Annotated in this window: 18 protein-coding genes, 1 other RNA gene and 1 pseudogene; 11 read left to right on the top strand and 9 right to left on the bottom strand. The window is 68.8% G+C overall.

What is annotated here, in order from left to right; all coding sequences use genetic code 11:
* Nucleotide 1: 1 nt before the first annotated feature.
* From B9D87_RS08245 to B9D87_RS08230, 4 genes are all read right to left on the bottom strand, one after another.
* Nucleotides 2-1954: an aconitate hydratase gene (locus B9D87_RS08245; protein WP_040629772.1), complete on the bottom strand. Its 1953-nt coding sequence runs from the start codon at nt 1952-1954 to the stop codon at nt 2-4.
* 66 nt (nt 1955-2020) lie between these two features.
* Nucleotides 2021-2215 carry a ferredoxin gene (locus B9D87_RS08240; RefSeq protein ID WP_007770645.1) on the bottom strand — a complete coding sequence of 65 codons (195 nt, stop codon included), beginning with the start codon at nt 2213-2215 and terminating at the stop codon, nt 2021-2023.
* A 49-nt stretch (nt 2216-2264) separates the two neighbouring features.
* Nucleotides 2265-3443, bottom strand: coding sequence for a cytochrome P450 (locus B9D87_RS08235; protein WP_007770646.1), 1179 nt, complete (start codon nt 3441-3443; stop codon nt 2265-2267).
* Nucleotides 3444-3492: 49 nt separating this feature from the next.
* Nucleotides 3493-4068: a helix-turn-helix domain-containing protein gene (locus tag B9D87_RS08230; protein ID WP_007770647.1), complete on the bottom strand. Its 576-nt coding sequence runs from the start codon at nt 4066-4068 to the stop codon at nt 3493-3495.
* A gap of 46 nt (nt 4069-4114) precedes the next feature.
* Here B9D87_RS08230 and B9D87_RS08225 point away from each other — a divergent pair, with 46 nt between their 5' ends.
* Nucleotides 4115-4750 carry a class I SAM-dependent methyltransferase gene (locus B9D87_RS08225; protein ID WP_007770648.1) on the top strand — a complete coding sequence of 212 codons (636 nt, stop codon included), beginning with the start codon at nt 4115-4117 and terminating at the stop codon, nt 4748-4750.
* A gap of 6 nt (nt 4751-4756) precedes the next feature.
* On the opposite strand, the gene B9D87_RS08220 is transcribed toward B9D87_RS08225, so the two are convergent.
* The gene (locus B9D87_RS08220; RefSeq protein WP_007770649.1) at nt 4757-5467 is read right to left on the bottom strand and encodes a 2OG-Fe(II) oxygenase; all 711 of its coding nucleotides are present in this window, start codon (nt 5465-5467) and stop codon (nt 4757-4759) included.
* A 75-nt stretch (nt 5468-5542) separates the two neighbouring features.
* Here B9D87_RS08220 and rnpB point away from each other — a divergent pair.
* Nucleotides 5543-5942, top strand: an RNA gene (rnpB, locus tag B9D87_RS08215) — RNase P RNA component class A.
* Between the two features lie 4 nt (nt 5943-5946).
* On the opposite strand, the gene B9D87_RS08210 is transcribed toward rnpB, so the two are convergent.
* Nucleotides 5947-7485: a CYTH and CHAD domain-containing protein gene (locus B9D87_RS08210; RefSeq protein ID WP_007770653.1), complete on the bottom strand. Its 1539-nt coding sequence runs from the start codon at nt 7483-7485 to the stop codon at nt 5947-5949.
* Nucleotides 7486-7628: 143 nt separating this feature from the next.
* Nucleotides 7629-7874 carry a hypothetical protein gene (locus B9D87_RS08205; RefSeq protein ID WP_007770656.1) on the bottom strand — a complete coding sequence of 82 codons (246 nt, stop codon included), beginning with the start codon at nt 7872-7874 and terminating at the stop codon, nt 7629-7631.
* Nucleotides 7875-8058: 184 nt separating this feature from the next.
* On the opposite strand from B9D87_RS08205, the gene B9D87_RS08200 reads away from it, so the two are divergent.
* Nucleotides 8059-8439 carry a heme-binding protein gene (locus B9D87_RS08200; RefSeq protein ID WP_007770657.1) on the top strand — a complete coding sequence of 127 codons (381 nt, stop codon included), beginning with the start codon at nt 8059-8061 and terminating at the stop codon, nt 8437-8439.
* A gap of 10 nt (nt 8440-8449) precedes the next feature.
* Here B9D87_RS08200 and B9D87_RS08195 read toward each other — a convergent pair whose 3' ends face one another.
* Both B9D87_RS08195 and panB read right to left on the bottom strand, forming a co-directional pair.
* Nucleotides 8450-9643 carry a glycoside hydrolase 5 family protein gene (locus B9D87_RS08195; protein WP_040630218.1) on the bottom strand — a complete coding sequence of 398 codons (1194 nt, stop codon included), beginning with the start codon at nt 9641-9643 and terminating at the stop codon, nt 8450-8452.
* Nucleotides 9644-9856: 213 nt separating this feature from the next.
* Nucleotides 9857-10705 (bottom strand): 3-methyl-2-oxobutanoate hydroxymethyltransferase, encoded by an 849-nt coding sequence (gene panB / locus B9D87_RS08190; protein ID WP_007770659.1) that lies wholly within the window; start codon nt 10703-10705, stop codon nt 9857-9859.
* Nucleotides 10706-10854: 149 nt separating this feature from the next.
* Between panB and B9D87_RS08185 the strand changes: the two are divergent.
* The 8 genes and pseudogenes from B9D87_RS08185 (at nt 10855) to B9D87_RS26835 (ending at nt 22218) form a co-directional block, all read left to right on the top strand.
* A pseudogene (locus B9D87_RS08185) lies at nt 10855-12245 on the top strand (WS/DGAT/MGAT family O-acyltransferase).
* A gap of 58 nt (nt 12246-12303) precedes the next feature.
* Entirely contained in the window at nt 12304-13860 is a 1557-nt protein-coding gene (locus B9D87_RS08180) for an alpha/beta hydrolase (RefSeq protein WP_007770661.1), read from the top strand.
* A 143-nt stretch (nt 13861-14003) separates the two neighbouring features.
* Nucleotides 14004-15572, top strand: coding sequence for an alpha/beta hydrolase (locus tag B9D87_RS08175; RefSeq protein ID WP_085977794.1), 1569 nt, complete (start codon nt 14004-14006; stop codon nt 15570-15572).
* 81 nt (nt 15573-15653) lie between these two features.
* Complete coding sequence (gene glnA, locus B9D87_RS08170) at nt 15654-16994, top strand: type I glutamate--ammonia ligase (RefSeq protein WP_007770665.1); 1341 nt, start codon at nt 15654-15656, stop codon at nt 16992-16994.
* A 51-nt stretch (nt 16995-17045) separates the two neighbouring features.
* Nucleotides 17046-20042, top strand: a complete 2997-nt coding sequence (locus tag B9D87_RS08165) for a bifunctional [glutamine synthetase] adenylyltransferase/[glutamine synthetase]-adenylyl-L-tyrosine phosphorylase (RefSeq protein ID WP_040629775.1) — start codon at nt 17046-17048, stop codon at nt 20040-20042.
* The gene (locus tag B9D87_RS08160; protein ID WP_007770667.1) at nt 20039-20683 is read left to right on the top strand and encodes a PaaI family thioesterase; all 645 of its coding nucleotides are present in this window, start codon (nt 20039-20041) and stop codon (nt 20681-20683) included. The genes B9D87_RS08165 and B9D87_RS08160 overlap by 4 nt, the downstream gene beginning before the upstream one ends.
* Nucleotides 20680-21540, top strand: a complete 861-nt coding sequence (locus tag B9D87_RS08155; protein WP_007770668.1) for a TIGR03619 family F420-dependent LLM class oxidoreductase — start codon at nt 20680-20682, stop codon at nt 21538-21540. Before B9D87_RS08160 ends, B9D87_RS08155 begins: the two co-directional genes overlap by 4 nt.
* A 378-nt stretch (nt 21541-21918) precedes the next feature.
* Nucleotides 21919-22218: a hypothetical protein gene (locus tag B9D87_RS26835; protein WP_148664686.1), complete on the top strand. Its 300-nt coding sequence runs from the start codon at nt 21919-21921 to the stop codon at nt 22216-22218.
* Nucleotides 22219-22835 lie beyond the last annotated feature (617 nt).

The following is a 22835-nucleotide window of genomic DNA, read 5'->3' as shown; positions in this document are numbered from 1 at the left end:
ATTACTCCTGCTCTTGGTTGAGTCGCGGGATCAGGCCGCCGGCCAACACATCCTTGACTTGCCGCGGCGAGAGCCGATGCCGCACAGCGAATGACGATTCCTTGCTCACATTGTCGACCTGCAGGACGTCCTCTTTGTCGAGAGCGTCCAGGTTCTGGATGCGGAGGGTGTCGTCTTGGTCGACCGAGTCGTAGTCGTCGGGATTGTCGAACTCGAGCGCCAAAATGCCGTAGTTGGCCAGGTTCTGCCAGTGGATGCGGGCGAAGGACTTGGCGATGACCGCGCGCAGTCCCAGGTAACGCGGAGCGATCGCGGCGTGCTCCCGCGAGGAGCCCTGGCCGTAGTTGTCGCCGGCGACGATGATGTGCCCGCCGTCGCCGGCCGCTTGAGCCCGCTCGGGGTAGGAATCGTCGATCCGAGTGAAGCTGAACATCGCGAGCTTCGGGATGTTGGACCGCAGTGGGAGCGCCTGCACTCCGGCCGGTGAGATCTCGTCGGTGGAGACGTTGTCGCCGACCTTGAGCAGCACCGGCGCCTCGATTTCGTCCGGCAGCGGTGACAACTCGGGCAGGCTGGAGATGTTGGGTCCCTTCACGGGTTCGACCCGTTGTGCCTCCTCGGGCTCGAGCGGGGGCACCAACATGGCGGTGTTGACGGAGTTGCGTTCGGGTAGCTCGAGTTTCGGATACTCCATCTGCTGCTCTTCGGCCCACGCCCGCGGATCGGTGATCACACCCGTCAGCGCCGACGCCGCGGCGGTCTCGGGGGAGCAGAGCCAGACCGCGTCCTCCTTAGTGCCCGAGCGGCCGGGAAAGTTGCGCGGCATCGTGCGCAGCGAGTTGCGGCCGACCGCGGGGGCCTGGCCCATGCCGATGCACCCCATGCAGCCCGCCTGGTGGATGCGCGCGCCGGCCACCACCAGATCGAGCGTCGCGCCCATCTTGGTCAGGTCGGCCAGGATCTCGCGTGACGTCGGGTTGATGTCGAAGCTGACCTGCGGGGCCGTCTGGCGTCCCGCCACCATGGCGGCCGCGATCGCGAAATCGCGCAGCCCGGGGTTGGCGCTGGAACCGATCACCGTCTGGGCGATCTCCTCGCCGGCCACGTCGCGCACCGGCACCACGTTGCCCGGTGACGACGGTTTGGCGATCAGCGGCTCGATCTGCGATAAGTCGATGCTGTCCTCGACGTCGTAGCCCGCGCCCTCGTCGGCCAGCAACTCTGTCCAGTCGTCCTCGCGTCCCTCGGCCCGCAGGAATTCGCGGACGGCGTCGTCGCTGGGAAACACCGTGGTGGTGGCGCCGAGTTCGGCGCCCATGTTGGCGATGACGTGGCGGTCCATCGCCGTCAGCGTCGCCACACCGGGCCCGTGGTACTCGATGATCCGGTTCACCGCGCCCTTGACGTCATGTCGGCGCAACATCTCCAGGATCACGTCCTTGGCCGAACACCACTGGGGCAGCTCAACGTCGAGCCGCACCCCCCAGATTTCGGGCATCCGGATGTGCAGTGGCCGCCCGGTGATCGCGAGCGCCACTTCGAGACCGCCGACGCCGATGGCGAGCATGCCCAGCGATCCGGCCGCCGGGGTGTGGGAGTCGGACCCCACCATCGTCTTGCCGGGGATGCCGAAGCGCTGCATGTGGGTCGGGTGCGACACCCCGTTGCCCGGTTTGGAGAACCACAGCCCGAAGCGTTGCGCCGCGGTGCGCAGGTATTCGTGATCCTCGGCGTTCTTCTCGTCGCCCTGCAGCAGGTTGTGGTCGACGTACTGCACGCTCACTTCGGTGCGGGCGCGATCGAGGCCGAGCGCCTCGAGTTCCTGCATCACCAGGGTGCCGGTGGCGTCCTGGGTCAGCGTCTGATCGATGCGGATCGCGATCTCTTCTCCCGGGGACATCTCCCCGGACTCCAGATGCGAGCTGATCAGCTTGTGGGCGACGTTCATGGGCATACCCGGGGTCTACCCCGGTACGGCCTGTTTTAGCGCGATTCGATGGCTATGTCGGCGGTCCGTCGTTCACCGAGTCAGCGTGATCGCGCGCTCCGGGCAATTGCGCTCGGCCGTGACGGCCTGCGTTTCGAGCTCGCCGGACACCTCGTCGACGAGCACCAGGCAGTGCCCGACCTCGTCGGCGTCGAAGACGCCGGGCGCCAGGGTGTAGCAGCGCCCGTGCCCGGTGCACAGGTCGGCGTCGACCGCGACGTGAGTCATTTGCGCCGCACCTCCTCATCGCTTCGCTCTGCATCGTCGCCGGCGCGGGTCATGACACCGGAAAGACCAGCGGCAGCGACTCCACCGACCGCAGTGCGGCGGTGTAGCACAGCTCGGTGCCGGGCTTGATCTGGTAATCGGGTATGCGGCGGTGGAATTCGCGCAACGCCACCCGAAGCTCCATGCGGGCCAGGTGCGAGCCGAGGCAGCGGTGCGGCCCGCCGCCGAAAGCCCGGTGCCGGTTGGGGTTACGGGTGAAGTCCACCAGCTCCGGGTCGGGGAACTCGGCCGGGTCGGTGTTGGCCGCACCCAGCAGCGGGCTGACCCGCTCGCCCTTGCTGATCGGGCACCCGCCCACCTCGACGTCCTGGACGGCCACCCGGGCCACACCGGGAACCGGTGTCTCCCAACGCAACAACTCTTCGACCGCGCCGGGCAGGACGTCGGGCTGCTCGACGAGTTGACGGCGATGGCCGGGGTGACGCGCCAGGTATACGAAGAAGCAGTCGAGCGAGTCGGTGACCGTGTCCAGTCCGGCGATGAGGAACAGGAAACAGATGTCGAGCAGCTCCTCGCGCGACAGTGGTTGGCCGGCATCGTCTTTGAAGTTCGCCGCGATCATGGCCGACAGCACGTCGTCGCGCGGGCGGGCGATGTGGTCGTCGATGGCGCGGTCGAAGTACTCGTAGATCTGCTGGGCCACGGCCGCGGAGCTCTCGTGGCGGCGGTCGAAACCCGAGTCGCCCTCGGGGCGGATGACGCCGTCCTTCCACACCAGGAATCGCTCGAGGTCGTCCAGCGGCAGGCCGAGTAGCTGCAGAAAGACGGTGCAGGGCAGCGGCACCGCGAACTCGGCGTGGAAGTCGCACTCGCCCCGGCCGGCGAAGCGGTCGATCATCTCGTTGACCAGCTCGGTCACCCGTGGTTCGCGCCGGGCCATCTCGCGCGGGGTGAACAGCGGATCGAGGACGCGTCGGTACTTGGCGTGCTCGGGCGGGTCGATCTGCAGCGGGATCAGCGGCCGCACGTTGCCCAGGTCGACCGCATCCATGTTCGACGAGAACAGCTCGGTGTGTTTGAGCGCCATTTCGATGTCGGCCAGGCGGCTGAGAACCACCGCCTGCGGCGACCGGAACACGGGGGTGGTTTCGCGCAGCGCCTTGTACATCGGTTGCGGCTCCGCGAGCCCCGTGACCGTCTGGTCGACGAAACTTTCGGCTTCTGTCATGCGGTCAGCCTGGCACCGCGGTGCCCGCCGGGCAATGGTCGAACGCGGATCAACTGTGCAGGTGGAGCCGCTCGCCGTGCGCTCCGAAGATCATGATCGCCTCCACCGGCCCGTCCACCACGCCGAACCAGTGCGGTGTCCACGTCGAGAACTCGACGGCCTGGCCCGGGTCGATGGTGAAGTCGCGTTCGCCCAGGATGAGCCGCAGCCGGCCGGAAAGCACATACATCCAGTCCTGGCCCTCGTGCACGGGCAGGTCGGTGGGCGGGGTGCGGCGACGCGCGCTGACCCGGACCTTGAACGCGTGCAGGCCACCGGCGGGCCCCTGGTGGGTCAGCGGCCAATAGGTGACGCCGTGGTGGGTGCGCGCGGTGCCGCGCACCCGCGGGTCGGGGGTGGGCGGCGCCTGCAGCAGCTCGTCGGTGCTGACCGACAAAGCGCGCGCCAGCCGGGGCAGGTGATCCAACGCCAGCCGGCGTTTCCCGGACTCGAGGCGGCTCAGCGTCGAGACGTCGATGCCGGCGCGCTCGCCCACCTCCTGCAGCGTCAGCCCGCGTTGCACCCGCAGTTCGCGCAGTCGCCGGCGCACCAGGAGGTCGATGTCGGGGGTGGTTTTTGCCTGCATGGCAATTCAGCTTGGCAAAGTCGTGCCGGCTGGGCAAGCTCGCGGTATGGAAAATTCGTGCAAACCTGATGACGCCCAGCGGTTCTGGGAGGAGCGCTACCGCTCGGTCGAGCGGGCGTGGAGCGGACGGGTCAATCCCCGCCTGGCCGAGGTGGCTGCCGGCCTGCCGGCGGGCCGGGCGCTCGACCTCGGCTGCGGTGAGGGGGCCGACGCGCTCTGGCTGGCCGAGCGCGGCTGGCAGGTGGTGGCCGTCGATATCTCGGCCACCGCGCTGCGGCGCGCCACCGAGGCCGCATCGGCCCGGAACCTGCTCGCGCACATCGACTTTCAGCAACACGACCTCAACGAGAGTTTCCCCGAGGGGAGCTTCGATCTGGTGTCCGCGCAGTATCTGCACTCCCCGGCGCGGCTGGAACGCGACGGGGTGCTGCAGCGGGCGGCCGAGCGGGTGGATCGTGGTGGGGTGCTGCTGATCGTCGACCACGGGGCACCCCCGCCATGGGCGGAACACCACGACGGTCACCACTTCGCCGGCATCGAGGAGGTCCTCGGGTCGCTGCGCCTGGACCCGCCGCGGTGGACGCGGCTGCGCACCGAGGCCGTCGACCGCGAAATGCTCGGCCCGAACGGGGAAGTCGGAACGATGGCCGACAACATCATGGTGTTGCGGCGAGACGGATAGCCCCGGCTAGGCCGCGTCGTGAAAGATCAGCCCCATCGCGTAGCGCTCGCCGGAGCGAACGACCGAGACGCCGTGGCGGACCGGCGCCGCGGACCAGCCCCGCGCCGAGGGCACCGGGCGTTCCCGCGTGGTGAAGACGTAGCCGTGTCCCTGCGGCAGTTGCGTTGCCATGCCCCGGGATTGGGCCCGCAGGCGCTGTTCGACGAGCAGGAATTCGCCGCCGGTGTAGTCGGTCTCGGGGTCGCTGAGGTTGATGACCACTTGGAGCGGGAAAACCAGGTCACCGTACAGATCGCGGTGCAGCGCATTCCAGTCGCCCGCACCGTATTTCAGCATCAGGGCGGTCGATCTGTGCTGACCGGCGGCGTGACAGGCTGCCAGCCAATCGTCGAGGCGGTCCGGCCAGGGCGCGTCCCGGCCGAGCCTGCCCCACCAGTCCCGCGCTATCGGCAGCAACCGGGGATAGAGGGCCTGCTTGAGCTCTTCGATCGGTTCGGGGTAGGGCGCGTGGAAATACCGGTATTGTCCGGCGCCATAGCGTTTGGGCGCCATGTCGATGGTCGACCGGAACAGGTCGTCGTCGGCGTAGAGCTTGCGCAGCCGGGCCGCTTCGGCGGGCGTGACCAGCCGCGGCAGCAGTGCGCCGCCGAACTCGTCGACCGCGGTGGCGATGGCGTCCCAATCGCCGCTGTCGACCCGCTTTCCCCATCGGTCCATCGACTCCACGATAGAGCCGCGCTCCGGAGTTGCTGGCCCCCGCATGCCGCAGGTAGTACCGTGGTTCGTCGCGGACGAGTTGGCCGGGCGGCCGCGGACCGTCGCAAGCGGTTCGAGGAAAGTCCGGACTTCACAGAGCAGGGTGATTGCTAACGGCAATCCGAGGTGACTCGCGGGAAAGTGCCACAGAAAACAGACCGCCACCCTCGCGGTGGTAAGGGTGAAACGGTGCGGTAAGAGCGCACCAGCATCCCGGGTGACCGGGGTGGCTTGGCAAACCCCACCCGAAGCAAGGCCAAGAAGGCCGCACTGCGGTGCGGCCGCGCAGGCGTTCGAGGGCTGCTCGCCCGAGCCTGCGGGTAGGCCGCTCGAGGCACCCGGTGACGGTGTGTCCAGATGGATGGTCGCCGCCGCGTCGCCGTTGCTTACGCGCGGCGGCGCGGAACAGAATCCGGCTTACAGGCCAACTCGTCCGCCTCCTAATGTCCCGCCCTGCGCACCGCCTTCGCGAGTTTGCGCAGGGTGTCGTCGAGCTCGTCGCGGCAGCGGTCGGCCAGGTCGGCCTCCCGCTGATACAGCAGCCCGTAGGTGAAGGTGTCCTCGCCGGCGGAGTGCGCGATCTCGGCCTCCTGACGCAGGTGCTCGCGGCTGACGACGCTGTCTTGATGGTCACCGAGCAGCGACTGGACGGCCTTGGCCTGTTCGGACACCTTCGCGGCGCCGGTAGCCGAGGCGGTGTAACGAAGACGCTTGGCGCGCTTGCGGATCCGATGAAGCGCCTCGTCGCGCTGGTGGTGGTCATCCGGGTGCTCGCGGTCGACCTCGGCGGCGGCCCTCTGGGCCTTGCGGACCTTCTTGTAGGCGGCCTCGATGGTCACCGGCGCCTGCTCCTCGGCCGTGGCGGCGCCGGGGGTTTCGGCCGCTATCAGGTCGAGGGAGTCCAGCAGGCGGAAGTACCGCTGCGAGCGCATGGCGATCAAGGACCGGCGCAGCCCGGTCTGGTAGCGCCGCTGGGCACCCCCGACCAGACGTTCGCGCACCGGCCCGCGCACCAATTCCGGTGCGAGCCCGTCCAAGTCGCGCTCGTATCGCTCGGCGAGCACCTCGGCGTCGCGCGCCACACCCAGAATTCCGGCGAGCTCACGCAGTTCGTCCAGGACCCACCCGTCCTCGGGCAGCCCGAACGACTCCTGGTAGTCGCGCAGCAGGCTGCGCAGCTTGCGGGTGGTCACCCGCATCTGGTGTATGGAGTCGTAGGCGTCGGCACGTACCGCGCGATCCCACACCACCAGCTCGCGAACCTGCTCGGCGATCGCGCGCTGCAGCGGATCCGCAGACGGGGTGGCGCCGTTGGGCGGCGTGCCGAGCACCCGCGCCAGCTTGGAGCCGTGACCCGCCGGTGCGGCCCCGGCGTCCAGCAGCCGATTGCTCAACCGATTCAGCAGCTCGACGCCGGCCGTCCCGTTGGAAAGCCCACTGGATTCCAGGAGCTCCAATTCCCACTCGCGCCACTCCTGTTCGGTCGGAGCGTCGGTGTCCTCGAACCCCCGCGTCGACCACGCGGTGACATGGTCGTTGCTGAACTCGGCCAGCGCGGTGCCCGCGGCGTCGTACAGCACCTGGCTCTCGCGTCGGGTGGTGATGCGCGCGACGGGCTGCAGCGGGCGGTCGCGGACGATCGCCAGCACCACGTCCGTCAACTCGTTGGGCACCGTGTCGCCGCCGTTCGAGGCGTCCAGCGGCAGGCGGACCTCGGTGCGGGCGTCGGGACCGGACGGCAGCTTGAGGTGCCAGCCCGCGTCGGAACCACCGGTGCGGCGGCGCAGGGTGATCTTGTTGCGCGCCAAATCGTGTATGGGCGTGTCGAAGTACGTCGCATCCAGGGTTTGCGCCGCTGACTTCTCGACGTGCGCGACCGCGGCGATCCCCTCGAACGAGGGCGACACGGTGGATTCGACCACGTCGAACTTGCGCTCGACCTCGAGATGACGCGAGGGTTGCGGCGCTTTTGCAGGCATCTTCGGCTCCATGAGGGCGCGTTGGGCGCGTCACCGCGGCCGTGAACGGATCGGATGGGAAATGAGCACCCATAGCCTGCCATACCGAAGCGACGAGACCGCCGCGGATCGGCGGGTGTGGGGACGGCCCGTCGCGGGCGCCCCTAGGGCGGCGGCGGAGGAGGCGGCGCGTCGTCCTCGGGCAGCGGCGCATACGCGGCCGGCGGCGGGACATAGCGTTCGATGTTGTCGGCGATGTTGGTGCATCCGCTGACCGAGATGCGTCGGCCCGCGTTCACACACACGGTCGCCTCCGCCCGGTCCGCGGAATGCGCGGCGACGACAATTGCCGGAGTAGCGGCCAAGCCCGAGAACACCAACACGGCGGCAAACCAGCGGCGCCGAATCATCTGCGGTCTCCTTCCAGCCATTCGTAAAGCATTCTGCCGTCGCGGACCGGCCGACGGGCCCAGATCGAAGAATGGCTCGTATTTCTTTGCCGGTGATTAGCGCATGCGCGGCGAGAAAACCCCTTATGGTTTGCGGTACTGATAACTGCCGCGGTTGCGGATGCGAAGGCGGAGGAGCGTTTCCATGGTGTCTTTTGTTCGCCTGGCGGCCCGGGTTGTCGCCGGTGCAATGGCGGCCGGCGCGGTCGGTGTGGCAATGCTTTTCGCGACGGCGGGTTCGGCCGCAGCGGACTGGCCGATGGACGATCCGGAACCGGCCCCCTCGTCGCAACCGAACTGCACGGCGGCCGATCTTGCCCAGGTCTCCTCGGGCGTTGCCGCCGCGACGTCGGCGTATTTGTTCACCCATCCCGACGTCAACGCGTACTTCACCAGCTTGAAGGGGCAGCCGCGCGACGACATGCGTGCGCAGTTGAAGCAGTACATGGACGCCAACCCGCAGACCCACGCCGACCTCGAGGGCATTCGCCAGCCCTTGACCGACTTCCAGAACCGGTGCCGCTGACCGATCGTCGTCAGCCGGCCGGCGGCGGCGGCGGGGGCGGCTGCAGGTGCATCGCCAGGTCGCTGAGTTCGAGGATCGTCTGAATCTCGCTGTCGCGGAACGGTCGTCCATCGGGTGCCAGCAGGTCGTGAAACCATTCCTGCGGCATCGCCGGGTCGGGGTTCGGCTGGTCCCAGGAATCCCAGGGGAAGAAGGTCTGCGTCTTGCCGGCGACCAATCCCCAGTTGAACGCCCCGACGCCGGCGCGCTTGGCGATCGGCAGAATGTCCTGCACCGTGCTGCCCAGCGGCCGGGCCATGTACTCGGTGCACAGGATGGGCCGGCCCAGCGGGACGAGCTCGGCGATGCGTCGCTCGAACTCCTCCGGTCCTGCGTAGGAGTGGAACGTGATGACGTCGGAGTTGTCGAGCTGGATGCCGCTGATGACGCTGCGGCGCCCCGGGTCGGCCCACTCGCCGTGCCAGACGCCACTGGTCAACGGCTGGCAGGGATCGACCAGCCGGGCCCACTCGAACACCTGCGGCAGCAACTGGGCGACCAGGTCCACCTTGTCTTTGCGCTCGACCGAGGCGTAGGCGTCGGCCGGGTTGTCCGGCTCGTTCCACAGGTCCCAGCCCAGGACGCGGTCGTCGCGGCGGAACTGCGTCAGCACGCCGGTGACGTAGCCGCGCATGGTGCGCAGGTAGCCGTGATCGTCGAGGCGCGCCGCCCCCGGACTCTGCACCCAGCCGGAGTTGTGGATGCCCGGCCGCGGCGCGCGCTGCGGGCCGGCCTGCGGAAACGGGTCCCAGCAGGAATCGAACAAGACGAACAGCGGTTTGATGCCGTGGCGGGCGGCGATGTCGACGAACTGGGCCAGCCGGCCCTGAAACCCGTGGGGGTCCTGCGCCCAGAGCTGATCGTGCAGGAAGACCCGTATCGCGTTGAATCCGTTGGTTCGCGCCCAGCCCAGCTCGGTATCGATGCGCCGGGGGTCGAAGGTTTCGCGCTGGAACATCTCCAGCTGGTTGATGGCGTTGGAGGTGATGTAGTTCGCGCCGACCGGCCAGCCCTGCGCCTGATACCAGCGGTTGGCCCGCTCGGGCGACCAACGACTCGCCTGCGGTGAGGTGTTGGGCGGTTTTGCCGACGCGTGTGGTGTCCGGGCCAAAGCCACGCCTCCCGCTACTAGCAGTGGCAACGCCAGCACCGTTCGACGGTGCACGAGGGCACCGCGATTCCCGCGGTCGATGTGGTCCACCCCTGCTCGTCAGAGTTCGGATTGTCTTTACGAACCATCGTACATCCCTGTACCGCAACGCATTTCATTGGTTTCGCGGTGACAGGGAAAACGTGATCGACCAGGCGCGAACCGCAAACCGGCGACGCGACCGCGCAAAACACCGCCGCCGGTCGGTGCGGGCCCGCTACCGACGCATCAGAAGCAGTGTTCGTCGGCGGGAAAGACCCCGCCGGCCACCTCGTGGGCATATTGCGTTGCGGCCCGGCGCAATTCCCCGCCGATGTCCGCGAACCGCTTGACGAAGCGGGCGGCCTTGCCGCTGCTCATGCCGGCCATGTCCTGCCAAACCAGGACCTGGCCGTCGCAGTTGGGACCGGCGCCGATGCCGACGGTCGGGATGGTCAGCTTGCCGGTGATCTGGGTGGCCAGTTCGGCGGGCACCATCTCCATGACGACCGAGAACGCGCCGGCCTCGGCGACCGCGATCGCGTCGTGCACCGTCTGCTCCGCCGCGTCGCCGCGCCCCTGCACCCGGAACCCGCCCAGGCCGTTGACGCTCTGGGGGGTGAACCCGATGTGCGCCATCACCGGGATGCCGGCGGCCGTCAGGCAGGCGATCTGCTCGGCCACCCGCTCACCGCCCTCGAGCTTGACCGCGTGCGCGCCGCCCTCCTTCATGAACCGGGTGGCGGCGGCCAGAGCGGCGGCCGGCCCGGCCTCGTAGCTGCCGAACGGCAGATCCGCGACGACCAGCGCGTGCGGGGCGCCCCGCACCACGCCGCGCACCAACGGAATCAGCTCGTCGATCGAGACGGGCACGGTGGTGTCGTAGCCGTACACCACGTTGGCCGCCGAGTCGCCGACCAGCAGCACGGGGATGCCGGCCTCGTCGAAAATGCGGGCGGTCGAATAGTCGTAGGCCGTGAGCATGGCCCACTTGTGGCCTTCGGCCTTCATCTTCTGCAGGTGGTGAGTGCGAATCTTGGTCCGCGGCTTTTCGGGCTGCGCGGGCGAGTTGGCACCGTAAACGTTGTGCTCAGACATCATTGTCCTTAAGGGTGGTCGGTTCGATCCTCGTGGCCCTCAGTGTTTTGAAAACCTGAACGGGTCCCCGGGTTCGTCGGACTACTCGATTCTGCCATTTCTTTTGCGCAGTTGCACCGCCGCGAAGGTGTGAGACATACCATGCGCGCATGCAGCGGCTGAGTGGACTGGACGCCAGCTTCCTGTACCTGGAGACCTCGTCACAGCCCTTGCATGTGTGCTCGATCATCGAACTGGACACGTCGACGGTGCCGGGCGGCTACAGCTTCGACCGGCTGCGCGAGGCCCTTGCGCTGCGCATCAAGGCGATCCCGGCGTTCCGCGAAAAGCTCGCGAACAATCCGCTGAATCTCGACCACCCGGTCTGGGTGGATGACGACAAGTTCGACATCGATCGCCACCTGCACCGCATCGCCCTGCCCGCCCCGGGAGGGCGGGCCGAGATCTCCGAGATCTGCGGCCACATCGACGAGCGGCCGTTGGACCGCGGCAGGCCGCTCTGGGAGATGTGGGTCATCGAAGGCGTGGCCGGCACGGATTGCCACCGGGACGGGCGGCTGGCGGTGATGACCAAGGTGCACCACGCCGGCGTCGACGGGGTGACGGGCGCCAACCTGATGTCGCAGTTGTGCGCGACCGAAGCCGACGCGCCGGCCCCGGAGCCGGCCGCCGGCGTCGGGGAGCCCACGGCTGGCAGATCGCGGCCGGCGGCCTGGTCCGCTTCGCCGCCCGTCCGCTGCAGCTGGCCACCGTGGTGCCCGACACCGTCTCGTCGGTGCTCGCCACGGTGCGCCGGACGCGCGACGGCTCGGCCATGGCCCGTCCGTTCGCGGCGCCCAGAACCGTGTTCAACCGCAGGATCAGTGACCGCCGCAACGTCGCTTATGCCGAATTGGATCTCGACGACATAAAGAGGGTGAAGAACCATTTCGGTGTCAAAGTCAACGACGTCGTGATGGCATTGGTTTCGGGCGTGCTTCGCCAATACCTGACGGACCGAAATGAATTGCCGCGTTCGTCGCTGGTGGCGTCCGTCCCGGTTTCGGTGCACGGCAAATCCGACCGGCCCGGCCGCAATCAGGTATCGGCGATGTTCTCCAGTCTGCACACCCAGATCGCCGATCCGGCGGCCCGGCTGAAAGCCATCGCCCAGGCGAATTCGGTTGCCAAAGAACACAGTTCGGCTATCGGCGCGTCACTGCTGCAGGATTGGTCGCAATTCGCCGCCCCGGCGGTTTTCGGCATCGCGATGCGGATCTACGCCAGAAGCCGATTCACCGACAGCATGCCCGTGCACAATTTGGTGGTCTCCAACGTGCCCGGGCCGCGGGTTCCGCTGTACATGCTGGGATGCGAGGTCAAATCGATGTATCCGCTGGGGCCGATATTTCACGGCTCGGGACTCAACATCACCGCGATGTCGCTGCAGGGCAAACTCGACATCGGGCTCGTCGCCTGCCCGGACCTGCTGCCGGACCTGTGGGAGATGGCCGACGCGTTCGCGGTGGGGATGGAGGAGCTGCTCGCGCTCGCCGGGTAGCTCCGGCGGCGGTGCCGCTAATCATGATCTCAGGTTTCCTCTGGCAGCATAGGTTGGCATGGGCCCGTCTCGCCGCGCCAAGATCGCGCGCACGCTGCTGATCTGGACGTCGATGGCTGCCGTCGCGCTGCTGCTGGCGGGGTGCGTCCGCGTCGTGGTCGGGCGCGCCGTCATGTCCGGGCCCAAGCTGGGCCAGGCGGTGGAGTGGACGCCGTGCCGGGCCGCGAACCCGAAGGTCAAGCTTCCGGCCGGCGCGCTGTGCGGCAAACTGGCCGTCCCGGTCGACTACGACCACCCCGACGGCGACGTGGCGACGCTGGCCATGATTCGTTTCCCCGCGACCGGGGACAAGATCGGCTCGCTGGTGATCAACCCCGGCGGCCCGGGGGAGTCCGGCATCGAGGCGGCGCTCGGCGTCGTCCAGTCGTTGCCCAAGAAGGTGCGCGAACGATTCGACCTCGTCGGCTTCGACCCCCGCGGCGTCGGGGCGTCGCGCCCGGCCGTGTGGTGTAACTCCGACGCCGACAACGACCGGCTGCGCACCGAACCCAACGTCGACTACAGCCCGGCGGGCGTGGCCCACATGGAAGACGAAACCAAGCAGTTCGTCGGCCGCTGCATCGACAAGATGGGCAAGGACTTCCTGGCCAACGTCGGGACCGTCAACGTCGCACGGGATCTCGACGCCATCCGGGCGGCGCTCGGCGACGAGAAGTTGACCTACCTCGGCTACTCGTATGGCACCCGGATCGGCTCGGCGTACGCCGAGGCCTTCCCGCACAACGTGCGGGCGATGATCCTGGACGGAGCCGTCGACCCCAACGCCGATCAGATCGAAGCAGACCTTCGTCAGGCCAAGGGATTCCAGGATGCGTTCAACGACTTCGCCGCCGACTGCGCCAAGCAGCCGACGTGCCCGCTGGGCACCGACCCGGCCAAGGCGGTGGACGTCTACCACAGCCTGGTCGACCCGATGGTCGACCCCAACAACCCCATGGTCGGCCGCCCGGTCCCGACGAACGACCCACGCGGGCTGAGCTACTCCGACGCGATCATCGGCACCATCATGGCGCTCTACTCGCCGAACCTGTGGCATCACCTGACCGACGGTCTGTCCGAACTCGTCGACCACCACGGCGACACTCTGCTCGCGCTGGCCGACATGTACATGCGCCGCGACTCGCACGGCCACTACAGCAACGCCACCGACGCGCGGGTGGCGGTCAACTGCGTGGACCAGCCTCCGATCACCGACCGCGCCAAGGTCGTTGACGAAGACCGCCGCTCGCGCGAGCTCGCCCCGTTCATGAGCTACGGGCAGTTCACCGGCAACGCGCCGCTGGGCACCTGCGCGTTCTGGCCGGTGCCGCCAACGAGCAAGCCGCACACCATTTCCGCGCCCGGCCTGGCGCCCACGGTGGTGGTGTCCACGACCCACGACCCGGCCACTCCGTACAAGGCCGGCGTCGATCTGGCCAACGAACTGCGCAGCTCGCTGCTCACCTACGACGGCACCCAGCACACCGTGGTCTTCCAGGGCGACGGCTGCATCGACAACTACATCACGGCGTATCTGGTGAGCGGGTCCATCCCGCCCGAGGGCGCCAAGTGCTAGCCACCCGCCGGCCCTGACGCCGAACGTGCACTCACGGCGAGACTTTCGTCGATTTTTCGCGCCGGTTGCACGCTCGGCGAAGGCGGCAGCCGAGACCAAGGCGTAACCGTTTCGAGCTGCCACGGGTACCCGGGGCTGAAACGATGACAGCCATGTCGCGCCTGAGATCCCTGAGCTCGGCGCTGTTTTCATTCGGGCTGCTGCTCGGTGGTCCCTGCGTCCTCGCGCCGCCCGCGGCCGTCGGCACGCCGGAACCCGGTGCCGGGCAGACCCCGGGCCCGAATCCGCCGTCGGCCGCGGTGCCGCAGGGTTGGGGCAACTGCGCCCAATTCGTCGACGACACAAGCGATATCCCCACCGCACAGTGCACCACCGTGTCGGTGCCGATCGACTACAACAATCCCGGGGGCGGGCAGGCCAAGCTGGCGGTGATCCGGATACCCGCGTCAGGTCAACGGATCGGATCCCTTCTGGTGAATCCCGGCGGGCCCGGCGGTTCGGCGGTCGACATGGTGGCCGCGATGGCCTCGAACCTGGCGGACTCGCCGGTCCGGCGCAACTTCGATCTGGTCGGCTTCGATCCCAGGGGAGTCGGTCACTCGACGCCCGCGCTGCGCTGCCGCACCGACGCCGAGTTCGACGCGTACCGGCGTGAGCCGATGGTCGACTACAGCCCCGGCGGGGTCGCGCACATCGAGCAGCTCTACCGGCAGCTGGCCCAGCAGTGCGTCAGCCGGATGGGCACGGCGTTTCTGGCCAACACCGGCACCGCGTCGGTCGCCCGCGACATGGATGTCGTCCGCCAGGCGCTGGGTGACGACCAGATCAACTACCTGGGGTACAGCTACGGCACCGAGCTGGGCACCGCCTACCTGGAGAAGTACAGCAACCACGTGCGCGCCATGGTGCTCGACGGCGCCATCGACCCGACCGTCGGGCCGATCGACGAGAACGTCAACCAGATGGCGGGATTCCAAACCGCTTTCAACGACTACGCCACCGACTGCGCCCGCTCGGCGGGCTGCCCGCTGGGCACCGACCCGACCCAGTTCGTCAACCGGTACCACGCGCTGGTCAACCCGCTGGCGACCAAGCCGGGCCGCACCGCCGACCCGCGCGGCCTGAGCTACGCCGACGCGACCACCGGCACCATCAACGCGCTCTACACGCCGGCGCACTGGAAGTACCTGACCAGCGGCCTGCTCGGCCTGGCGCGCGGCAGCGACGCCGGCGACCTGCTGTTGCTCGCCGACGACTACGACGGGCGCGACAAGAACGGGCACTACGCCAACGACCAGGACGCGTTCAACGCGATCCGCTGCGTCGACGCGCCGAATCCGACGGACCCGGCCAGCTGGGTGAGCGCCGACCAGCGCATCCGCCAGGCCGCGCCCTTCCTGAGCTACGGGCAGTTCACCGGAAACGCTCCCCGAGATTTGTGCGCGCTGTGGCCGGTGCCGGCGACGTCGGCTCCGCACGCCGCGCCGCCCATGGCCGCCGGCAAGGTCGTCGTCGTCTCCACCACACACGATCCCGCCACCCCGTATCAGGCCGGGGTGAACCTGGCCCGCCAGCTGGGCGGCCCGCTGATCACCTACGACGGGACGCAGCACACCGCGGTGTTCAACGGCCACCAGTGCGTGGACAACGCCGTCGTGCGCTATCTGGTCGCCGGCACGCCGCCGCCAGCCGCCTACCGCTGCCAGTCCTGAGCAGCGGTGGGCACGCTTCGCAATGCTTCTGAGCGGGCATCGGTAACACAGAGTTAACAGCCGTTGCATACTGTTCGGGTTATGGATCGACAGAAGGAATTCGTCCTCCGCACCCTCGAAGAACGTGACATCCGCTTCGTTCGGCTGTGGTTTACCGATGTGCTCGGTTTCCTCAAGTCGGTCGCCATCGCCCCGGCCGAGCTCGAGGGCGCCTTCGAGGAGGGCATCGGCTTCGACGGCTCCTCGATCGAGGGCTTCTCGCGGGTCTCGGAATCCGACACCGTGGCCAACCCCGACCCGTCCACCTTCCAGGTGCTGCCGTGGGCCTCACCCAACGGCCACCACCACTCGGCGCGGATGTTCTGCGACATAACCATGCCGGACGGGTCGCCGTCGTGGGCGGACCCGCGGCACGTGCTGCGCCGCCAGCTGCAGAAGGCCAACGACCTGGGCTTCTCCTGCTACGTGCACCCCGAGATCGAGTTCTTCCTGCTCAAGCCGGGCCCCGACGACGGCACCCCGCCGGTTCCCGTCGACAACGCCGGCTACTTCGATCAGGCCGTCCACGACTCCGCCTCCAACTTCCGCCGCCACGCGATCGAAGCCCTGGAATTCATGGGCATCTCGGTCGAGTTCAGCCACCACGAGGGCGCGCCCGGCCAGCAGGAGATCGACCTGCGCTTCGCCGACGCGCTGTCGATGGCCGACAACGTGATGACGTTCCGCTATGTCATCAAGGAAGTCGCGATCGAGAACGGCGCCCGCGCCACCTTCATGCCCAAGCCGTTCGGGCAGCACCCCGGCTCCGCGATGCACACCCACATGAGCCTGTTCGAGGGCGACGTCAACGCGTTCCACAGCCCCGACGACCCGCTGCAGCTCTCCGACGTGGGCAAGTCCTTCATCGCCGGGATCCTCGAGCACGCCTCGGAGATCAGCGCCGTCACCAACCAGTGGGTCAACTCCTACAAGCGGCTGGTCGGCGGGGGCGAGGCGCCCACCGCCGCGTCGTGGGGCGCGGCCAATCGGTCCGCGCTGGTGCGGGTGCCCATGTACACGCCGCACAAGACGTCGTCGCGGCGCGTCGAGGTGCGCAGCCCCGACTCGGCGTGCAACCCGTACCTGGCCTTCGCCGTGCTGCTGGCCGCCGGGCTGCGCGGGGTGGAGAAGGGCTACGTGCTGGGGCCGCAGGCCGAGGACAACGTGTGGGACCTGACCGCCGAGGAACGCATCGCGATGGGCTACCGCGAGCTGCCGACGAGCCTGGACAGCGCCCTGCGCGCCATGGAGGCCTCCGAACTGGTCGCGGAAACGTTGGGGGAGCACGTCTTTGACTTCTTCCTGCGCAACAAGCGCACGGAGTGGGCCAACTACCGCAGCCACGTCACCCCGTACGAGCTGAGCACCTACCTGTCGCTCTAGCCCGGATCGGGCGCCGATCAGCGGAGAACGCCGGCGGCTTGCGCTACGGTCGTGGGCGTGACCAAACCCGCGACGCAGCGCCCCAGGCTGCCCAGCGTCGGCCGGCTCGGGTTGGTCGATCCGCAAGCGGCCGAACGCATGGCGCAGCTGGGTTGGTACGACCACGACGACCAGGCCCACGTCGACCTGCTCTGGTCGCTGTCGCGCGCACCTGATCCGGACGCCGCGCTGCTCGCCCTGGTCCGGCTCTCGGAGAACCCCGACTTCGGATGGGATCAGCTCAACGCGGCCCTGCTGACCGAACGTCCGCTGCGCGGCCGCCTGTTCGCCGTGCTCGGCTCGTCGCTGGCCCTCGGTGACCACCTGATCGCCCAGCCGCAGTCCTGGAACCTCTTGCGCGGCAACGTCACCCTGCCCACCCACGACCGGCTGTGCGACATGTTCACCGAATGCGTCGACGAGGCGCTGGCGGCGCCGGGGTCGGCGATGGTGCGCCTGCGCACCCTGTATCGCGACCGGCTGCTGGTGCTGGCCGGGCTGGACCTGGCCGCGACGGTCGAGGACGAACCGGTGGTCCCGTTCACCGTGGTGGCCGCCCACCTGTCGGACCTGGCGGACGCGGCGCTGGCCGCCGCGCTGCGGGTGGCCGAGAACAGCGTGTGCGGCGACCGGACCCCGCCGCGGCTGGCGGTCATCGCGATGGGCAAATGCGGTGCCCGCGAACTGAACTACGTCAGCGACGTCGACGTCATCTTCGTCGGCGAGCAGGCCGACGCGGCCACCACCCGGGTGGCCGGCGAAATGATGCGGCTGGCCTCCGAGGCCTTTTTCCAGGTCGACGCGGGGCTGCGGCCGGAGGGGCGCAGCGGTGAACTGGTCCGCACCGTCGAGTCGCACATCGCCTACTACCAGCGCTGGGCGAAGACGTGGGAGTTCCAGGCGCTGCTGAAAGCCCGGGCGGCGGTGGGCGACGCGGAGCTCGGGCGGCGCTACCTCGACGCGCTGATGCCGATGGTCTGGGTCGCCTGCGAGCGTGAGGATTTCGTGGTCGAGGTGCAGGCCATGCGCCGCAGGGTCGAGCAGCTGGTGCCCGCCGACGTCCGCGGCCGCGAGATCAAGCTCGGCAGCGGCGGATTGCGCGACGTGGAGTTCGCCGTGCAGCTCCTGCAGCTGGTGCACGGCCGCGGCGACGACTCGCTGCACGTGGCGTCGACGGTGGACGCGCTGGCCGCGCTGGGCCAGGGCGGCTACATCGGCCGCGAGGACGCGGCCAACCTGACCGCCTCCTACGAGTTTCTGCGGCTGCTCGAGCACCGGTTGCAGCTGCAGCGGCTCAAGCGCACGCACCTGCTGCCCGAGGCCGACGACGAGGAGGCGGTGCGCTGGCTGGCGCGGGCCGCCCACATCCGGCCGGACGGGCGCCATGACGCGGCCGGGGTGCTGCGCGAGGAGCTGCGCCACCAGAACCTGCGAGTGTCCCAACTGCACGCCAAGCTCTTCTATCAGCCGCTGCTGGAGTCGATCGGGCCGCCCGGGCTGGAGATCGCCCGCGGCATGACCTCCGAAGCGGCCGAGCGCCAGCTGGCGGCGCTGGGCTACGAGGGTCCGCAGACCGCGCTGAAGCACATGTCGGCCCTGGTCAACCTGAGCGGCCGGCGCGGCCGGGTGCAGTCGGTGCTGCTGCCCCGGCTGCTGAACTGGATCTCCTACGCGCCGGACCCCGACGGCGGGCTGCTGGCCTACCGGCGGCTGTCAGAGGCGCTGTCCGGGGAGAGCTGGTACCTGGCCACGCTGCGCGACAAGCCCGCGGTGGCCCGCCGGCTGATGCACGTGCTGGGGACGTCGGCGTACGTGCCGGACCTGTTGATGCGCGCGCCGCGGGTCATTCAGGACTACGGCGACGGCCCGTCCGGCCCCCGACTGCTCGAAACCGACCCGGCCTCGGTGGCCCGCGCGCTGGTCGCCTCGGCCAGCCGCTACTCCGACCCGGTGCGCGCGATCGCCGGGGCGCGCACGCTGCGGCGCCGCGAGCTGGCCCGCATCGCGTCCGCCGACCTGCTCGGCATGCTCGAGGTCACCGACGTCTGCGCGGCGCTGACCTCGGTATGGGTGGCGGTGCTGCAGGCCGCGCTGGACGCGATGATCCGGGCCAACCTGCCCGACGGCGGCTCCGAAAAGGGCAAGGCGCCGGCCGCGATCGCGGTGATCGGGATGGGCCGGCTGGGCGGCGCCGAGCTGGGCTACGGATCCGACGCCGACGTGATGTTCGTCTGCGAACCCGCGCCCGGTGTCCAGGATTCCGCGGCGGTGCGCTGGGCGACCGGCGTCGCCGAGCAGGTGCGGGCGCTGCTGGGGACGCCCAGCGTCGACCCGCCGCTGGAGGTCGACGCCAACCTGCGGCCCGAGGGCCGCAACGGTCCGCTGGTGCGCACCCTGGCGTCCTACGCCGCCTACTACGAGCAGTGGGCGCAGCCGTGGGAGATCCAGGCGCTGCTGCGCGCGCACTCGGTCGCCGGCGACGCGGAGCTGGGGCAGCGGTTCCTGCTGATGGCCGACAAGACGCGGTACCCCGCCGACGGGGTGTCCGCCGAGGCGATGCAGGAGATCCGGCGGATCAAGGCCCGCGTCGACTCCGAGCGGTTGCCGCGCGGCGCGGACCCCAACACGCACACCAAGCTGGGCCGCGGGGGACTGGCCGACATCGAATGGACGGTGCAGCTGCTGCAGCTGCGGCACGCACACGAGATCCCCGCGCTGCACAACACCTCGACGCTGCAGTGCCTGGACGCGATCGCCGCGGCCGACCTGGTGCCCGCCGACGAGGTGGAGCTGCTGCGGCAGGCCTGGCTGACCGCCACCCGGGCCCGCAACGCGCTGGTGCTCGTCCGCGGTAAGCCCACCGACCAGCTGCCCGGCCCCGGGCGCCAGCTCAACGCGGTCGCGGTGGCCGCGGGCTGGCCGACCGACGAGGGCGGGGAATTCCTGGACAACTATCTGCGGGTGACCCGACGGGCAAAAGCGGTGGTGCGCAAGGTGTTTGGAAGTTGAGTCAGGAGGCCGGCGCGTTGGACGCCACATTCGAGGTGCTCAGCGCGGCGGAGGCCGATCGCGTGACAGCGCTGTACGCTCCGCTGGCCGACGCGGTCCGCGAGCTCGTCGACGCCACCATCCGGACCGAGGCCGACGACGACGTCGTCGGCGAGGCCAAGCGGGCGATCGAGGCCGTCACGGCGTCGTTGCGGCAACGCACCCGCCCGCTCGGGGTGAGCTACCGCGTCAACGGCCGCCCGCTGCCGCTGGGCAACGCCGCGATCGGCGTGTGCAACCCCGTCGCGCCGCCGATCGTCGTGCACCACGAGGGCGAGGGGCGCTGCTGGAGCGAGTTCACCCTCGGCTCGGCCTACGAGGGTCCGCCCAAACTGGTGCACGGCGGCGTCAGCGCCCTGGTGCTCGACCACATGCTCGGCGAGGCGGCCAGCGAGGGGTTGTCGAAGGCGCGCTTCACCGGCACCATCACCGTGAAATACCTGCGCGGCACCCCGCTCGGGCCGCTCCGCTGCGAGGCATGGGTCGACGGCAAGGAAGGCCGCAAAGTGTTTGCGCGCGGCACCATTTCGGATGCCGCCGGCGTCACGGTCGAGGCCGACGGCGTCTTCATCGAGCCGGCCTGGGCGCAGGAGGCGCAGTGAAGTTCTACATCAGCAGCGCCTTCCTGAACACCCGCGAGATCATCGAGCTCGCCAAGGCGGCCGACGAGCTCGGCTACGACGGCATCGGCATCCCCGACCACGTCGTCAACCTGGAGACCCTGGACACCCCGTACCCGTACACCAAAGACGGCCAGCGGCGCTGGCAGCCCTTCACCGACTGGCCCGATCCGTGGGTGCTGGTCGGTGCGCTGGCCCAGGTCACCACGCGGTTGCGGTTCGTCAACACCGTCTACATCCCCGCGATGCGCAACCCCTATTCGGCGGCGAAGGCCATCGGCACGGCGGCGGTCCTGGCGTCCGGCCGGGTAGAGCTGGGCATCGGCGTGGGGTGGTGCCGCGAGGAATTCGCTTTGATGGGTGAGCAATTCGAGGCTCGCGGGAAACGTACCGACGAGATGATCGAGCTGATGCGGGCGCTGTGGTCGCCGGGCTGGACCGAGTTCGACGGTCAGTTCTACCGGGCGCCGCGGCTGGAGATGCAGCCCACCCCGCCGCCGATACCGGTGTACGTCGGTGGCCTGTCCGACATCGCGCTGCGCCGCGCCGCCCGTAACGACGGCTGGATCGGCGATTTGATCAAGTCCGAGCGGGCCATCGAAGCGGTGGGCCGGCTGCGGGAGATGCGAGCCGAAAACGGTTTGACCATGGACGATTTCACCATCCTGACACCGCTGACCGACGCGTTCACCACCGCCGACTACCGACGCGTCGAGGACGCCGGCATCACCGGCATCATCACCATGCCGTGGATGTTCTATGCGGGGCCCGACGCCAGCCTGGACGACAAGATCGACGGCATGCAGCGGTTCCGCAAGGACCTCGCGCTCGACGGCTAGACGACACCTCATTCGGTGCTGCCCGGCACCTAACCGGAGGCGATGGAGCGCCCGCGCGCCTCGCCATCGCCTATGTTTCGGGGATTTTTGCCCTGAACGGAGTCGAGATGCGTCCCACTGTCTGCGTTGCGGCTGCGGCCGCCGGACTGGCGGCGTGCGGTGGTTCACCGTATGTGGGCATCGTCGGCGCCCGCCACTGAGGACTGCGCGCGCCCCGGATAACAGCCGAGGCGGCAAAATGCGAAACCACCCGCGCGGCAATCTCCACGCGGGTGGTTTCGTCAAGCCGACTTAGAGGCTGTTGCCTCCCTCGGCGCGGCCCGGTTTTAACGCCTGAACCGATCGGGTAGATAGCTGGCGTGGGGGGGAGATCGCGGGATGGATCGATGGCAGACCGCTCAGGCCGTGGAGTTCACCCGAGCTTTGCGCGTCAAGCTGACCGAGATGAACAGCAAGCTCGCCTGGATCGAGCGTCAGACTGCAAGGGCTAGCAACGCCCGCGCAGGCGCATTGCGGGTAGAAGCAACGACCCTGCGCCGACATATCAAAGAGGCCGAAGCTCTCATCGCTCGGCTAGAACAGAAGTATCTCGGCCGGGAAGCCGACCGCCCATCTCAGCGAAGGCTGCCGCCGGGGCCGGGCGCCTCGCCAAGAGCCCAATTGGTTGATCTCCAGTAAAGGTCATCACTTCGAGGTCGCCGTGGCGATTCTCGCCGATAGGTCCAAGTGTGGTCCAGCGCTTTCGCGGTTCCTCGTAGCGCTGCGGCCGTCAACGCCCACGGATAGGACCCGTCGAGTCGTCGTTTAACGAACGATGAACGGGGAAATAACGTGAGGTTGCCGGAATCATACGGCCCGGCCCATCAGTGGAGGAGCCAACATGGATGTCTTCAGACGTACGATGCGTGTCGCCAGCGACGCGATCGAGGCTAGCGTCGCGGCCGCCGGGGCGGCCGGTGGTGCCGCCGTCAATGGGGTGGTCGGTGGTGTCCGCGGTGCGGTCGAAGGTGCGCAAAGGGGCCTGAGCAGCGGCAGTCGGTCCGTTCCCGCGGCGGCGCTTACGGTGGCCGTTGTGGGTGCGGTGGGGCTGGTGGAGTGGCCGGTGTTATTACCCGTCGGCGCAACGGTTTTGGGTGTGCATTACCTGAAGGATCGATCCGGGCGCGAGCGCAAATACGCATCCACTCGGGGCGCGGGGTCACGCGCGGCGGCCAAGGACAGCTCGGGATCGCGGTGGTCGACGCGAGGCACGGCCGCAAGATCACGCCGCGGTCGCTCAGCGCACGATTAGGAGA

Origin of the sequence: Mycobacterium colombiense CECT 3035, from assembly GCF_002105755.1 — a bacterium.
GTDB classification, from domain to species: Bacteria; Actinomycetota; Actinomycetes; order Mycobacteriales; family Mycobacteriaceae; genus Mycobacterium; species Mycobacterium colombiense.
Note: the sequence above shows the minus strand (reverse complement) of the source record. Positions and strands in the feature narration are given on the sequence as shown.